Source organism: Streptococcus australis, from assembly GCF_015553625.1.
Classification (GTDB): Bacteria; Bacillota; Bacilli; order Lactobacillales; family Streptococcaceae; genus Streptococcus; species Streptococcus australis_B.
This window is the reverse complement of sequence record NZ_JADNGY010000006.1, coordinates 2,288-16,489: the sequence shown is the minus strand read 5'-3', so window position 1 is coordinate 16,489 and position 14,202 is coordinate 2,288. Positions and strand designations below refer to the sequence as shown.

Sequence of the window (14,202 nt, the reverse complement as noted above, 5' to 3'; positions counted from 1 at the left end):
AGGCTGTTCAGTTGCTTTTAGGGCAAGGCAGCGAGACGAAGACAGTACTGGAGTACGGCGAGGCGAGCTAACGAAGCAATAAAAGATAACTGAGCAGCCGACTAGCCGTTGGTACGCTTAACAGAGTACACCTCCGGCACACTCTTAATCTTATCCACAACCGTTGTCAACATAGACAGGTTTGGAATCCCGAAGGAAATGTGGATATTGGCAAATTTCATATCTTTGGTTGGTTGGGCATTGACGGTTGAGATCATCTTAGCCGTATTGGACAAGACTTGTAGGACATCGTTGAGGAGGCCCGCACGGTTGAGGCCGTAGATATCGATATGGGCGATGTAGTCCTTGGTCGTGTTATTGTCTTCCCACTCGACGTCGATCAAGCGTTGCTCGTAGTTGTCTTGGGCCCGCAGGTTCATACAGTCTTGACGGTGAATGGCAACCCCACGTCCTTTGGTAATGTAACCGACAATTGTATCTCCTGGGACGGGATTGCAACACTTGGCAATCCGGATCAAGAGACCAGAAGCCCCTTGGATGACCACGCCACCTTCATGGCGGACCTTGAGGGTGTCTTTTTTGTTTTCAACTTTGACTTCGCCGCCTTTGACCAGCTCCTCAGCTTCTGCACGCGCCTTGGCCTTTTCCTCTTCTCGACGCTCTTCCTCCGTCAAACGATTAAAGACAGAGATGGCTCCGATTTCTCCAAAACCGATGGCCGCAAACAAGGCCTCTTCGGTCTTGTAGCTGGTCTTTTGCAAGACCTTGTCCATGTGCTTCTTATCCATGAACTTGTTGGCAATCATATCATGCTCATGGAATTGGGCCATGAGCAACTCTCGTCCACGGTTGATCGAGAGTTCCTTGTCTTGGTTCTTAAAGAATTGGCGGATCTTATTGCGGGCCTTGCTGGTCTTGACGATATTGAGCCAGTCACGACTTGGTCCAAATGAATTTGGATTGGTGATGATTTCAACCTGGTCACCCGTTTTTAGCTTGGTAGTCAAAGGAACCATACGGCCATTAACCTTGGCACCAGTCGCTTTTTCCCCGATCTTGGTATGAATCTCATAGGCAAAGTCAATCGGTCCAGAATCCTTTGGAAGAGAACGAACCGCTCCATCTGGGGTAAAGACATAAATCTCTTCGGCTAGATAGTTTTCTTTGACCGTATCGACAAATTCTTTGGCATCATCCGCCTGGTCTTGGAGTTCCATCATCTCCTTGATCCAGTTCATCCCAATAGCCGATTCTTTGCTATTGACTTGGCCCTTGATTCCTTTCTTATAAGCCCAGTGTGCCGCAACCCCGTACTCAGCAACCTCGTGCATTTCCTTGGTACGGATCTGGAACTCGATGGGACCTTTTGGTCCGTAAACAGTGGTATGGATGGACTGGTAACCATTGGCCTTCCGATTGGCGATGTAGTCCTTGAAACGGCCTGGCATAGGCTTCCACAACTCGTGGATATAGCCCAGCATGGCATAGACATCGCTCGGTGATTCCAGGATACAGCGAATGGCAATCAAATCATAGATTTCATCAAAGCGTTTCTTCTTATCCTGCATCTTGCGGTAGATGGAGTAGATATGCTTAGGACGACCATAGATTTTCCCATAGAGGTGGCGTTCTGCTGCATAGGACTCGATCTTTTGGACAACTTCTTCTACCAAGGCTTCCCGCTCGCGACGCTTCTCCTTCATCATATGGGAAATTTTATAGAACTCGACTTCATTCAGATAACGGAAGGATAGATCTTCCAATTCCCACTTGACGCTGGAAATCCCGAGACGGTGGGCTAGCGGCGCATAGATTTCCATGGTTTCCTGGGAAATCCGTTCTTGCTTGTCCTTGCGTAAATGCTTCAAAGTCCGCATGTTGTGCAAGCGGTCTGCTAGCTTGACCAAGATGACACGGATATCCTGAGACATGGCCATGAGCATCTTGCGGTGGTTCTCTGCCAGCTGCTCTTCATGGGACTTGTATTTGACCTTCCCGAGCTTGGTCACTCCATCAACAATCACTCGGACATCGTGCCCAAATTCACGTTCTAAATCATCCAGGGTCGCGTTTGTATCCTCGACAACGTCGTGCAAAAAACCACAGGCAACCGTCACAGCATCCAACTTCAATTTTGCCAAAATGCCGGCAACTTGAATAGGGTGGATGATATAGGGTTCACCTGATTTACGGAATTGCCCACTATGGCAGTCGACTGCATAAAGGAGAGCTTTTTCTACAAATGCAACATCCTCTCCCGACAAGTATTTTTTGGTAAGGGCAATAACCTGGCCCCCTGTTAAAGGTTCTTCTTTCGGCATCTAGTTTTCTCCACTTTCTTGCCTTCTATTCTATCACTTTTAGCTCTATATGAAAACTAGTCCGATTGACTTTCATGCTATTTGAGGAGCTTTCCAGCACTATCAGCCAGAAATCCCAAACGTAGGCTCCTTTTTTATACAAATACTCCATTTTTTATAAAAAATCCATTAATTTGTAATATATAAAAAATAAGAAAACGAATAAATTCTGAATAAAATAAGATATAGAAGAAACGCGTGAAGATCTACCTTCACGCGTTTTTCATTAATTCTGTAACAACACTCACTGCGCTAAGGGCATAGAGTGGGGCGGTTTCTGCACGGAGAATCCGAGGGCCAAGGCCTGCAAGGACTGCTCCTTTAGCTTCAAAACTTTCAATTTCAGCAGGTGAAAGACCACCTTCTGGACCAAAGATAAAGAGAACCTTGCTCCCTTTTTTAAGACCACTTACAGCTTGTACAAGAGCAGCGCTTTCGCCTTCTTTGGCCGACTCTTCATAGGCCACCACGATGCGGTCAAACTGGTCGAGTTGGGCTAGAAAGTCTGCCTTTTTCTCAAAAAGGGTAATGCTTGGAACAAGATTCCGCTTGCTTTGCTCTGCTGCTCCAAGGGCGATTTTTTCTAGTTTTTCAACCTTTTTACCCAATTTCTTGCCATCCCACTTGGCAACTGACCAATCGGCAGGAAAGGCCCAAATTTGACTAGCACCTAGCTCTGTTACTTTTTGAGTGATAAACTCCAGCTTGTCTCCCTTGGGAAAGCCTGAAGCGATGGTCACTTGAATAGGTAGTTCCACATTGTCAGCTAATTCTTTGGTTAGCTCCAACTGACGAGCCTCCACATTGACCACGCGCGCCAAACGCTTGATCCCATCATCAAAGACTAAAGCGACCTCATCATCTTCTTTCAGGCGCATAACCTGAAACATGTGCTTGCTGGTCTCCTTGTCCTCGATGGTGACAGGTGATGTGGCAAGACCTTTGACAAAATACTGCTGCATGCTAGCCTCCAATCACACCTGAGACATCCTTGGTCTTCTTGAAGACGCAGGCATTCCATTCCCCTTGAATCATGTGGGTTTCAAGGAAAAATCCAGCTGCTTCCGCCGACTCACGGACCATGTCCCACTTGTCCCTGATAATGCCACTCATGATCAGGTAACCTTCATCCTTGACCAAGCGATAAGCATCATCTGTCAGATGAATGAGGATATCCGCCAAGATATTGGCCACGATGACATCTGTTTCAATCTCCACCCCCTTGAGCAAATCGCCTGGCGCCACATGGATATTTTCCATGCCAGGGTTGAGTTCAATATTCTCCTGAGCGACGCGAACTGCCACATCATCTAGATCATAGGCAAAGATTTCCTTGGCACCCAGAAGTGAGCTAGCAATAGAAAGAACTCCTGAACCAGTCCCCACATCTAGCACTGTTTCGCCACCACGAAGAACCTGCTCCAAGGCAAAAAGACTCATCTTGGTTGTTGGGTGGGTCCCAGTTCCAAAGGCCATACCTGGATCTAACTTGATAATCTTTTCTCCCGCAGTCGCCTCATAGTCCGTCCATGACGGCACGATGGTCAAGTCATGAGTGATACGAGCTGGTTCATAGTACTTTTTCCAATTATCCGCCCAGTCTTCCTCAGCCAAGGCAGTAGTACCAATCTTGACTTCTCCTAAGTCCATAAAATCCGTCAATTCTGCTAAGCGAGCCTGCAAGTCCGCTTCAACCGCTACCACATCAACCGTTTCAGGATAGTAGGCTGTCACCACAATTTCTTCTTGTTGCTCGACCTCAGGGAAAATCTCACCAAAGCGATCGACGTTGCCCACATAGTCCATACTGTCTTCAATCGCAACACCCTGGGCACCTAACTCAATCAAGAGATTGGAGACCAACTCCTCTCCCTCACGCTTGACTGTAACTTTTAACTCTTGCCATGTTTCCATTATTAAGATACCAAGCCCGTAAAACACAAAGCCAAAATAGGAAACTCTCTGAAGACGTTTGTGTCTAAGAGAAGTTTATCTTTTTGGCACCGTGTTTAGGGCGGGTTCAGTTTAAAAATTTAACTGAACCGTCCTTTCTATTTCTCTATCAATTTTTTCATGTAGACCATATCCATGCCTTCTTTTTCAGGCTCGATATGGGTTTGATGGTAGCCATTCTTCTCGTAGAACGCAACCATGCCTGCATCCTGTAACACCGTACACAAGTCCCATTGTCTAACAGTTGAAAATTCCTCTTCTAGTAAGCGCAATCCTTCAGATCCATACCCTTTTCCCTGATACGGAGGCAGAATCGCTGCGGTCCCCAACCAAGCTTCCGTTAACTCGGCATTGGTCTGAACTCGTAAAAATCCGATGTTTTCTTCATCTTCTTTTACAAAGTAGTAATAGCTATTGGGACGTTCGACTAGTTTCCATTTGATTCGTTCGCGGTCCTCGAGATAAGGGTCATATTCATCATGGTATTTTTCATAAACAGCCTTAAAGCTAGCTCTCTGAATTGCAATAATAGTTTCTAAATCCTCTGCTCCCGCTCGAACAAGTGTTATCATAAACCTTCCTCCAAATAATCCCTCAATCTCCCCTGTAGCTGAGGCACTGCCTGTTTAGACTTCAAAAATTCCTCAATAGGCATCAGTTTATAGGCCTGTCCTTCATTCCCAAAGGTAATATTGTCAAATTGTTCTTGTCTTAGCTGACCAACCATAAAGACCGATTGCTTGTCTTTAAAGATTACGCTAGGATAAATCTTGCTCCAAAGCAGACAGTCTTCATCTAAATGAATTCCCAATTCCTCATAAACTTCACGCGCTGCGCACTCGAAAGGGCTTTCGTTTCCTTCACGACCACCACCTGGCAACTCCCACATGTTGGGACAAGGGATATCGTCCTTGTCATCACGTAAGATAGTCAAGACCTTATCCCCACAAATCAAGGCAATCTTGCAACCTTGGAAATCCATTCTGCTATCCAATAATTCCATGATATTTACTCTTTTCTATGATAACAATTACTCTCTAGGAAAATACGAGCTAGCTTTCTTCGATTACTTTTTGGCACTCTGCATCCCAGTACGCCAGCCATCTGCCATGTCTTTTCGCAAAATAAACCGTAAACTCATCGTTTACATAATCTGCAACATAGCGAAGATTAGGCGGGTTTTCCTCACCGCTTAATATCCAAGGATGGAAGCAAAAGGTTTTCTCCCACCTCTTCTGAGTATAACCGAGATTCTTGGCATACTGAGGGATAGGTTGTTGCATCTCACTTTCCAAATGGGACTGAATGGCATTGTCAAAACTATTCAAACTAGCTAATAGTTGCTGAAACTGCTCTTCTTCCTCCGTATTAAAACCAACTAGAAATTCAAATTCCGCAAAGTCTTCAGGAAATTCAAGTTCTGTGACTGTACCATCTTCTGCATAGCGCCCCTCCTCATCGACAAGTCGACGAGTTCCAGACTTCAATACTCGCTCGAAATCTAGGTCCGCAAAGCGATTGCGGGGAAGAATATCAACTGACGGCTCAGTTTTAGCTGACCTTCTCCTGAAAAACTGTTTGACTTTTTCTAGCATAGTCTCCCCCTTCTCCTTGAATTCATTATTTAAAAATGTCCACTTAGAATCTTTTCTAATACCTCGGGTAAGGGTAAAATTTTCCTTCTTCCAATCCAACTTTTCCTTCTTCAAAAACTTCTTGGTTCCAGACGATCTCAAAGCTCTCTGCTTCTTCGTCTGCTAAGAAATCCATGAGGTCATCCAAGGCCAGCTCGGCTGTATCCTTTAGGAAGGTCGCAAAATAAGCTAGAAACTCCCGAGACAAGCCTTTTTTCGGCTCATACGGAAGGGCTGTTAAATAGGCATCTTCTTCCACATGCGACTTGGCTGGATTGTAGAAGATGACGGCTTCTTCAAAGAAGATATCCTCGTCAGACTCTTCCCCCGACTCATCGACCAAGGCAACCCCTCCTGTGTTTTGTACTTCTAAGAGAAAAGCCACTTCTACCGCATGATTCTTCTTATCCCAATTGATCTCAAAGTCAAAGGGAAAGACCTTTTCCATTTCCTCTTCTAAAACATCCAAAAATCCATATTTAGACATCATGTCCTCTTTCTAATTTCCCACTCTTAGAGCGGAATATGATACAATAGTTACTACAATCTTACCATAAAAACTGCCTCTTTTAAAGGAGACAAAGCTAGAAAGGAGACCCTCATGCCGGACAATCTCGCCCTGCGCATGCGCCCCAAAACCATTGATCAGGTCATCGGACAAGAACACCTGGTCGGCCCAGGGAAAATCATCCGCCGCATGGTGGAGGCCAATCGTCTCTCGTCCATGATTCTCTTTGGCCCACCAGGGATTGGCAAGACCAGTATTGCTTCTGCCATCGCAGGCACGACCAAGTATGCCTTTCGGACCTTCAATGCAACTGTCGACAGTAAAAAACGCCTGCAAGAGATTGCAGAGGAAGCTAAGTTTTCAGGTGGTCTAGTCCTGCTCTTGGACGAGATTCATCGCTTGGACAAGACCAAACAAGATTTTCTCCTGCCTTTATTGGAGAGCGGTCTGGTCATCATGATCGGCGCTACAACCGAAAATCCTTTCTTTTCCGTGACGCCTGCCATTCGCAGTAGGGTGCAGATCTTTGAGCTGGAACCCTTGACCAATGAGCAGGTCAAAGAGGCGATCCAGTTGGCACTGAGCGACCCTGAGCGGGGCTTTGACTTCCCTGTTACCCTCGATGAGGAAGCCTTGGATTTCATCGCCACTTCGACCAATGGAGACCTGCGTTCTGCCTATAATTCTCTCGATTTGGCTGTTCTCTCTACCAAGGAAGGGGAGGATGGCGTTCGCCACATCAGTCTCGACATCATGGAAAACAGCCTCCAGCGCAGCTATATCACCATGGACAAGGATGGAGACGGCCACTACGATGTCCTCTCTGCTCTGCAAAAGTCCATCCGCGGATCCGATGTCGATGCTAGTCTCCACTACGCCGCACGCTTGATTGAAGCGGGCGATCTCCCTAGCTTAGCCCGTCGCTTGACGGTCATTGCCTACGAAGATATCGGCCTGGCCAATCCAGATGCACAGATCCATACGGTGACAGCCCTTCAGGCAGCGGAGCGCATCGGCTTTCCCGAAGCCCGCATCCTCATCGCCAACATCGTCATTGACCTGGCACTTTCGCCTAAGTCCAACTCGGCCTACGTCGCCATGGATAAGGCCTTGTCTGATCTCCGGAAATCGGGCAATCTTCCTATCCCTCGCCACCTCCGTGACGGTCATTATGCTGGAAGCAAGACCTTGGGAAATGCCCAAGACTACAAGTACCCTCACAATTATCCTGGCAATTGGGTCCAACAGGACTACCTACCAGACAAGCTTAAGGGGGTCTCTTATTTCACTCCCAATGAAAATGGCAAATACGAGCGAGCCCTAGGGGCGACAAAAGAGAAGATTGATCAACTCAAGAAAAGGTGATATCGGTTCCAAAAAATTGAGATTTTCCCTTGAAATTTTTTTGAAATATGGTATCATATACATATAGAAACGCTGTGGTGTACGACTTCACACTTAAGTGTTGACCGACTATTTTTTGTATTATTAGGGAAACAAAGGACTTCTAACAGCATGCAGGCCGTATCACGCGGAAGCAGCTTCAGTTAGAGCAAGTTGCCCACCTGCTTAATTGCGCGGGTTCAATACAAACCGTGAAGTTTCGGCACCAATACAGCTTTTTTTTGCCTCCTTAGCTCAGTTGGTAGAGCAGTAGACTCTTAATCTATGGGTCGCAGGTTCGAGCCCTGCAGGGGGCATCTAAATCAACAGGAAAAAGCCTTGATTTATAAGGCTTTTTTGCTTGTCTATAACTGATTTGCCCCATCATTTGCCCCACATTTTTTTATGAGCAATCTTTCCAGACATCTCTAATTTGATTAAATTCTTCAAAAATTTTCTCTTCTAAAGTGTGTCCATATACTTCTACTAACATTGAAATATCTCTATGCCCTAGAATTTTTGCAATAACTCCAAGGTCAAATCCTTTGTGCCAGAGGTAGCTTCCATAGGTATGACGTGCTCCTTTTGTCGTGATAATTGGATAAATATCTAATTCATTTAAAAGAACACTCAAAGCTTTATTGACACTTGCAATGTCTGGTACCAAGTGAATATATCCATAATGCTGAAAAATCATTTTATACCTATTCTTGATTCCTAGCTCTTTATTAGCTTTCTCTTGTTCAATTTTTAGGACTTGTAATATCTTAATACATTCTTCGTCTATCGGTACCATCCGAATAGACGTTTTATTTTTTGGAGGGACAAATTTATGAGAAAGGGTATTGAACCTCCTATATGTTTTTAGCAGTCCTCTGTCAAAGTCAACTTCATTCCAAGTTAACGCTATTAACTCTCCAAACCTCATGCCTGTTTTTAATAGAAAATAGACAATATAAGGAACAATTGAACGTTGGTAATCAAATTTTCTCTTTACTGCTAAAAGTAAATCCAGATAGTCCTTTTCTGTATGTAAATATTTCTCTTCTGTCATCTGTTGTTCTTTGGATGAAAATAACTCGACATGTTGTGTAAAATCATCTATTAGAACTTTGTCTGCAATTGCCATTTGGATGCTCTGATGAATCCCAGTATTCAATCTACCAAGAAAATTTCTACCAACTGTTTGTCCATACTTATTCATAATTCTTTGGTATTCACTCGCACGAATTTGAGTGACTTTTTTATTTCCAAATAATCTTTCAATTGTGTTTTTACGGAGAAGATATTTTTTCTTTGTCTCTTCCGACCTACTACTCGGTAGAATTTTTAGTTCAAGCCATTCTTGATACAGATCTACAAGAGAAATATCTCTAGAAATTCTTTTTCCTAAACGAAGTTCTTGCAGAATCGGTTCAGCTTCTGACTCTGCAAGTTTTTTTGTTTTAAAACCGCTATTATGAACAACAGTTTTCCCTTCGCTACGAATTTCATAGGTCCATAAATTACTATCTCCTCGCTTTCGATAACGAACACTTGCCATATTACGCCACCTCAGTTCCTAGAATCTCATTTACAACACTTTTTGGAACAACCATCAAACGTTTGCGATTATAAAATGTATAGCCTCGTGAGACAAGTAATTCTCTTGCCTGATGAATGATATCATTCGCTGTATGAGGGCGATAGCCCATTTCAATTAATTCTTTGTTACTAATTAAATTATTGTCCATAGTTATCCTCCTTATTTATTTTCTAAATTCAGAAACTCGCCTACAAGTAGTTGTAATTCTGCATTTAATTTAGGGAGATTCTGTATTAATACTTCTTTTAATTCTTCCGCAAATTGGTTCGTTTCTTCTCTCAATAGTTTGCGGACTCTTGTTTTTTTCTTTTTGATGCTGTCTGATTTTAAATTTGGAAAAGCCAATGATAACAGTTCAGGATTGTTGAGAAAGATAATAGTAAATGCTCTTTGATCCACTCGAATATGTTCTAGTTTATAAAATCCGAAATTATCAAGTCGATTCATAATATCTTGGACCATCTCCTCACCAATCGCTTTGGTTCTGAGTTGGAACTCCAGTCTCCACCAAAACGGATTTACAGCCAAATCTAGCTTCTCTTCGCGCTTGTGAGCAATGATTTCTTTATTCTTATCATATAACCTAACTTGTACATTACTGCCACTAGAACCCCAATATTTCGTCTCTAATTCGCCCCCTCTACCATAGAAGACCTTATGGGTAACACCACCTTTAATATGTTGCAAATTAACGATTTCAGGCCTATTGAAAATGTCAAATGCCAAATCAAAACGAGACAAACGTACTGTCAATGAATTCAATCTAGCAAAGTACATTAATTGCCTCCATACTTTCATTCCATCAAATTCTTTTAAAGTATTAGGATTGAAATCAATTCGAATCAATTGTTCATTTCCATAAGTGGATAATTGAAAAAATATAATATTGATTGAATCATACTCATTAAAATCTTTAGCTAAAGTAAATACATCATCTCGTACGTTATCATGTATTTCAAATGAATCAACTCTTGTACTTATTGCCTGTTTCAGATTTTTAAAAATTTGTCTTAGGGAACCAATGTCTGTATCCCAGATAACCGTTAATCTATCAATACTGACATCTAACCGCTGTACTAATTCTCCTACATCACATCGTTCTTGAATACTTCTTAAATCTTGTATAGAAACCAACAAAATTGTCCCCCCTTCTTTTAGATTTTTTAGGTTTCAGAAACACCGTCAAATCAACGATTGCTCGTTCCGTCGTTCTTTGGGCGTTGCCCTAAGTGTCCCTTTTTGCTGGCTGTTAGAATAGCCAGCTTTTGCTTGGCTAGAAATTGTCTGGACGGCAGTCTGCAGGACTTCGCCTGACTTCCCGTCAGGCTCGTCCCTTGTCCTTGTCCACACAATTTCTAGCTCCAAGGCTTCGAATAGTCATCAGTCATAGTCATAGTCATAGTCTCGTCCTCAAATTCCTCCTCACTCACTATTCCTAAACATATGAGTTATTTGTATCGTTTATAACTTATTTGTAAGTTATAAATATATTTTATAAAAAATATTTTGAGTAGTCAACTAAAAACTTGATTTGTAAGTTTATAGGTGATAGAATAAGTTTAAAATACAACATAGGAGTTTATCATGACCTTTATTATTCAAAATTTTGGACCCAATTTGGCACGACTACGCATAGAAAAAGGAGTAAGTCAAACTCAACTTGCGGAAGATTTAGGAATCGGTAAACAGTCCATCTCTGATTACGAAAAACAAAAAAGCTATCCTACCTTTGCAAATTTGGATAAGATAGCAGAATATTTTAATGCAACTCCAACCCAACTATTTGGAACTAGTAAAGAGATTGAGTTAGAAAAGAGTGTTCTTGAATCTAATGAATACTCTGATAAAGTAAGTGAGATTTTAAAAGCTGTCAAATACATCGAAGATTTTCTAGAAACTGATGGACAGTACTTAGAGGATTTACTTTACTTAACAAGAGGCAACCAACTATACACAGAAGATGGAGATGAGTTGTATATTGATCCAACTTCTCAGAAAAGAACACTTCATAACCAATATGAACCTGGTTTTATTGAAGCAAGGGATAAATCTCCACTAGAGCTCTTAATTGAAAATAAGGAGCTATTAGATTAAATAAAAAAAGCGAGGATATCCTCGCTTCAGATTGAAGTTAAAATCTTTAGAAGACACTTTTATAAGGACTTTGTCTTAAATCTGTGAAAAGGAGTGAAAACTCCTTTTCTTTTTGTAAGTCAGACTGAAACTTCCAAATTGTTTATTTATTTTATTGACATTTTCTATAAAAATAAGTATAATAGTTTTATTAGAAAACTATACTATATAGGGGGTATTGAAATGAAATTTTCTAATCGTTTACTGCTATTCCTTGCAGGAGTTGTTTTTGTCCTTTTAGGACTTTTCCTATTTACAAACCCAGTAGCTAATCTTGTTGCTTACAGCTGGTGGATTTCATTTGGTTTACTGGTTTCTTCTATAGCAGCTATTTTAGGCTATTTCTCTGCACCAAAAGAGCTTCGCTCACCTGTTTATCTTTTCCAAGGATTTGTTAGTCTTCTCTTAGCTCTTTACCTCGTTGCTTATGGCTTTGTGACCCTGCCGGTCGTCATTCCGACCATTGTAGGAATTTGGTTAATTGTAGAAGCCATTATTGCTTTCTTTAAAGGCAATCGTCTAAGATTGACTTTCCCTATTATTGGTAGCAATATCACGTGGGTAGCCTTGCTTGAATTTTTACTAGGTCTAGTGATTCTGTTCAATCCAGTGGCTACAGGTGTCTTTGTCGTTTATGTCATTGCCTTTTCAGTTTTAGTTACTGGCTTCACCTACATTATTGAGGCCTTTCGTAAATAGTCTAGTTGCTATTTCTATCGCATTCAAAAAAGCTGGGAAATCATATTCTCAGCTTTTTTGTCTCTTTAATTATCACTTTTTCGCATTCCATTCTACGTAGAAATTTGTTTTTCCATTTTATTCTCCAATTTGATCTCGCACTGACATTTATTTATAACAAAACTATATATCTAGAATAGCATAATCATTAGGTATTATAGGTTTTCAAACAAAATACGAGTCATTCGTTTTTGCCCCGCTTTTGCCCCATTTTTAAATCCTGACATTGAAAATACCTAAAAGTATTTCCCTAAAATCAGCTATATTTCAACATTTTTGTTTATTTTCAATATGAAAAGTTCTTACAAATTCATGCAGGGGGCATCCAATAAATCAACAGGAAGCCTGATATATCAGGCTTTTTTGTTTGTCATTTTGTTTTTTGTACCAAAATTTGTACCAAAAAATTTTACATTAACAAAATAAGCGAGTCTCATCCAAAGACTCACTATTTATCTAACACTCGTTTTCATCGAAAAAACCACCGCGAGGGTGGTTCTTTTTTATCAATCGTCAAACACTCCGCCTGTGAGTTGGTACATGAGGTAAATGTGCTCCAGGACTTTAACTTTATCCATATGATCCACATCTTTAAAGCCTCCTAATGCTAGGAGCGGGACAAAACCGAAACATTGGTTATAAGACAGAGCACCATGTTTTGACACAGCTTGTCTGTATAAATCAAGTTCAAATTTTTTTGTAATATATTCGTTATCTAAATATTGAACGAATAAATCCATCCCCTTACAAATAATATCCAAATCCTGAATATTATATTGGACAATTCCCACATAGGCGTTCTTTTCCCAAGTAACAATATCTCCAAACGCTGTTACGAACATAGGAAAAGCGACATCTCCTCTGAAATAACTATCTTGGAGAAGTTCAAGATAGTCATCTGGATTAATGACTTTGAGATAACCATCTAAAAAGGTTCCCAAGCCATCTTCCTGCCAAATCTGTAACAACTCAGCAGGGACTTGGTCCTTGTATTTTTCAATAACTTCTTGGGGCATATCTGCCACTTTGATAAAGTTTTCTAGCATGTTTTCCTCCGATTTGATTTTTAGCATCATTTCTCTACAACCATAGTATACCATAAACCATATGTACCAACATTTGTTAAACAACAAGAAAACCACCGCGTAGGTGGTTTATTCTTTAGATATAACTATTTGCCATTATGCTCTCTTTGGAAGGCTTTCATAGCCTTGAACTGTTCTAGTTCTTTTTCATTAGCTGGTTGCTTTCCGAGATATTTATATTCAAAAAAGTCCATTTGTTGACCTGAACTATAATCACTTTCATTCCAAGGTGCATAGTCAAATTCAGCAGATAATTTCGTGCCAATTACTTTTATAGTACAAGAAGTCCACAAAGGTTGGCCTTCTTTCTCAAAAATTTCTCTCAACTCCCAAGCTAATCTAAAGGTGCGTCTTTCTTGATTCCGAAATTCTAAATTAGGAATACCATACCGCTTTGGAATATATAGATTGTAGATATACTCATTTTTCCCCTCTTCATTAAAGAAATAATATACCTCTCCTCCATCAAAAGCTAAACTTATGTTAATAAAAAGATTATCCCATGCTACTGGTATTGTCTCATTAACACTCTGTGCAATCTCACGAATTTTTTCATTAATTTGTTTTTCCATTTTATCCTCCGATTTGAACTCGCACTGACATTTATTTATAACAACACTATATATCTAGTATGGCATAATCATTAGGTATTATAGATTTTCAAACCAAATGCGAGTCATTCGTTTTTCCCCACTTTTGCCCCATTTTTAAATCCTGACATTGAAAATACCTAAAAGTATTTCCCTAAAATCAGCTATATTTCAACATTTTTGTTTATTTTCAATATGAAAAGTTCTTACAAATTCATGCAGGGGGCATCTAA

Annotated in this window: 16 protein-coding genes and 1 tRNA gene; 4 read left to right on the top strand and 13 right to left on the bottom strand. The window is 41.1% G+C overall.

The window, feature by feature from the left end; genetic code table 11:
- Positions 1-101: 101 nt before the first annotated feature.
- From I2D56_RS06265 to I2D56_RS06235, 7 genes are all read right to left on the bottom strand, one after another.
- The gene (locus tag I2D56_RS06265) at positions 102-2,321 is read right to left on the bottom strand and encodes a RelA/SpoT family protein (protein ID WP_135783201.1); all 2,220 of its coding nucleotides are present in this window, start codon (positions 2,319-2,321) and stop codon (positions 102-104) included.
- A gap of 251 nt (positions 2,322-2,572) precedes the next feature.
- Positions 2,573-3,322 carry a 16S rRNA (uracil(1498)-N(3))-methyltransferase gene (locus tag I2D56_RS06260; protein ID WP_195348205.1) on the bottom strand — a complete coding sequence of 250 codons (750 nt, stop codon included), beginning with the start codon at positions 3,320-3,322 and terminating at the stop codon, positions 2,573-2,575.
- A gap of 1 nt (position 3,323) precedes the next feature.
- Positions 3,324-4,274, bottom strand: coding sequence for a 50S ribosomal protein L11 methyltransferase (prmA, locus tag I2D56_RS06255; protein ID WP_129270388.1), 951 nt, complete (start codon positions 4,272-4,274; stop codon positions 3,324-3,326).
- Between the two features lie 137 nt (positions 4,275-4,411).
- The gene (locus I2D56_RS06250; RefSeq protein ID WP_117744950.1) at positions 4,412-4,885 is read right to left on the bottom strand and encodes a GNAT family N-acetyltransferase; all 474 of its coding nucleotides are present in this window, start codon (positions 4,883-4,885) and stop codon (positions 4,412-4,414) included.
- Complete coding sequence (locus I2D56_RS06245; protein ID WP_031574864.1) at positions 4,882-5,316, bottom strand: NUDIX hydrolase; 435 nt, start codon at positions 5,314-5,316, stop codon at positions 4,882-4,884. Before I2D56_RS06245 ends, I2D56_RS06250 begins: the two co-directional genes overlap by 4 nt.
- A gap of 49 nt (positions 5,317-5,365) precedes the next feature.
- A complete protein-coding gene (locus tag I2D56_RS06240) occupies positions 5,366-5,908 on the bottom strand; it encodes a hypothetical protein (RefSeq protein ID WP_195348204.1) in 543 nt (180 codons plus the stop codon).
- Positions 5,909-5,963: 55 nt separating this feature from the next.
- Positions 5,964-6,434, bottom strand: a complete 471-nt coding sequence (locus I2D56_RS06235) for a DUF3013 family protein (RefSeq protein WP_195348203.1) — start codon at positions 6,432-6,434, stop codon at positions 5,964-5,966.
- A gap of 114 nt (positions 6,435-6,548) precedes the next feature.
- Between I2D56_RS06235 and I2D56_RS06230 the strand changes: the two genes are divergently transcribed.
- Together I2D56_RS06230 and I2D56_RS06225 are read left to right on the top strand one after the other, a co-directional pair.
- Positions 6,549-7,820 (top strand): replication-associated recombination protein A, encoded by a 1,272-nt coding sequence (locus I2D56_RS06230; protein ID WP_129270382.1) that lies wholly within the window; start codon positions 6,549-6,551, stop codon positions 7,818-7,820.
- 262 nt (positions 7,821-8,082) lie between these two features.
- Positions 8,083-8,155 (top strand) — tRNA-Lys (locus I2D56_RS06225).
- Between the two features lie 86 nt (positions 8,156-8,241).
- On the opposite strand, the gene I2D56_RS06220 is transcribed toward I2D56_RS06225, so the two are convergent.
- From I2D56_RS06220 to I2D56_RS09895, 4 genes are read right to left on the bottom strand one after another with little or no spacing between them, the layout of a single operon-like run.
- Positions 8,242-9,381 (bottom strand): site-specific integrase, encoded by a 1,140-nt coding sequence (locus I2D56_RS06220; protein WP_002911106.1) that lies wholly within the window; start codon positions 9,379-9,381, stop codon positions 8,242-8,244.
- 1 nt (position 9,382) lies between these two features.
- Complete coding sequence (locus I2D56_RS06215) at positions 9,383-9,571, bottom strand: DUF3173 domain-containing protein (protein ID WP_000369785.1); 189 nt, start codon at positions 9,569-9,571, stop codon at positions 9,383-9,385.
- An 11-nt stretch (positions 9,572-9,582) separates the two neighbouring features.
- Positions 9,583-10,560, bottom strand: coding sequence for a replication initiation protein (locus tag I2D56_RS06210; protein WP_195348202.1), 978 nt, complete (start codon positions 10,558-10,560; stop codon positions 9,583-9,585).
- Between the two features lie 45 nt (positions 10,561-10,605).
- Positions 10,606-10,788, bottom strand: coding sequence for a hypothetical protein (locus I2D56_RS09895; protein WP_002916824.1), 183 nt, complete (start codon positions 10,786-10,788; stop codon positions 10,606-10,608).
- Positions 10,789-11,007: 219 nt separating this feature from the next.
- On the opposite strand from I2D56_RS09895, the gene I2D56_RS06205 reads away from it, so the two are divergent.
- Together I2D56_RS06205 and I2D56_RS06200 are read left to right on the top strand one after the other, a co-directional pair.
- Positions 11,008-11,517, top strand: a complete 510-nt coding sequence (locus I2D56_RS06205; RefSeq protein ID WP_023027597.1) for a helix-turn-helix domain-containing protein — start codon at positions 11,008-11,010, stop codon at positions 11,515-11,517.
- Between the two features lie 222 nt (positions 11,518-11,739).
- The gene (locus I2D56_RS06200) at positions 11,740-12,255 is read left to right on the top strand and encodes an HdeD family acid-resistance protein (RefSeq protein WP_023022109.1); all 516 of its coding nucleotides are present in this window, start codon (positions 11,740-11,742) and stop codon (positions 12,253-12,255) included.
- 545 nt (positions 12,256-12,800) lie between these two features.
- On the opposite strand, the gene I2D56_RS06195 is transcribed toward I2D56_RS06200, so the two are convergent.
- Both I2D56_RS06195 and I2D56_RS06190 read right to left on the bottom strand, forming a co-directional pair.
- Complete coding sequence (locus tag I2D56_RS06195) at positions 12,801-13,340, bottom strand: T6SS immunity protein Tdi1 domain-containing protein (RefSeq protein WP_009732101.1); 540 nt, start codon at positions 13,338-13,340, stop codon at positions 12,801-12,803.
- Between the two features lie 125 nt (positions 13,341-13,465).
- On the bottom strand, positions 13,466-13,951 hold the full coding sequence (locus I2D56_RS06190; RefSeq protein ID WP_009732100.1) for an immunity protein YezG family protein: 486 nt from the start codon (positions 13,949-13,951) through the stop codon (positions 13,466-13,468).
- Positions 13,952-14,202 lie beyond the last annotated feature (251 nt).

What these genes read in the sequence shown, in the direction of transcription:
- I2D56_RS06215 (WP_000369785.1), bottom strand. Translation starts at nt 9,571, where the DNA reads ATGGACAATAATTTAATTAGTAACAAAGAATTAATTGAAATGGGCTAT.
- I2D56_RS06235 (WP_195348203.1), bottom strand. Translation starts at nt 6,434, where the DNA reads ATGTCTAAATATGGATTTTTGGATGTTTTAGAAGAGGAAATGGAAAAG.
- I2D56_RS06265 (WP_135783201.1), bottom strand. Translation starts at nt 2,321, where the DNA reads ATGCCGAAAGAAGAACCTTTAACAGGGGGCCAGGTTATTGCCCTTACC.
- I2D56_RS06250 (WP_117744950.1), bottom strand. Translation starts at nt 4,885, where the DNA reads ATGATAACACTTGTTCGAGCGGGAGCAGAGGATTTAGAAACTATTATT.
- I2D56_RS06200 (WP_023022109.1), top strand. Translation starts at nt 11,740, where the DNA reads ATGAAATTTTCTAATCGTTTACTGCTATTCCTTGCAGGAGTTGTTTTT.
- I2D56_RS06195 (WP_009732101.1), bottom strand. Translation starts at nt 13,340, where the DNA reads ATGCTAGAAAACTTTATCAAAGTGGCAGATATGCCCCAAGAAGTTATT.
- prmA (WP_129270388.1), bottom strand. Translation starts at nt 4,274, where the DNA reads ATGGAAACATGGCAAGAGTTAAAAGTTACAGTCAAGCGTGAGGGAGAG.
- I2D56_RS06260 (WP_195348205.1), bottom strand. Translation starts at nt 3,322, where the DNA reads ATGCAGCAGTATTTTGTCAAAGGTCTTGCCACATCACCTGTCACCATC.
- I2D56_RS06190 (WP_009732100.1), bottom strand. Translation starts at nt 13,951, where the DNA reads ATGGAAAAACAAATTAATGAAAAAATTCGTGAGATTGCACAGAGTGTT.
- I2D56_RS06230 (WP_129270382.1), top strand. Translation starts at nt 6,549, where the DNA reads ATGCCGGACAATCTCGCCCTGCGCATGCGCCCCAAAACCATTGATCAG.
- I2D56_RS06245 (WP_031574864.1), bottom strand. Translation starts at nt 5,316, where the DNA reads ATGGAATTATTGGATAGCAGAATGGATTTCCAAGGTTGCAAGATTGCC.
- I2D56_RS06205 (WP_023027597.1), top strand. Translation starts at nt 11,008, where the DNA reads ATGACCTTTATTATTCAAAATTTTGGACCCAATTTGGCACGACTACGC.
- I2D56_RS06220 (WP_002911106.1), bottom strand. Translation starts at nt 9,381, where the DNA reads ATGGCAAGTGTTCGTTATCGAAAGCGAGGAGATAGTAATTTATGGACC.
- I2D56_RS06240 (WP_195348204.1), bottom strand. Translation starts at nt 5,908, where the DNA reads ATGCTAGAAAAAGTCAAACAGTTTTTCAGGAGAAGGTCAGCTAAAACT.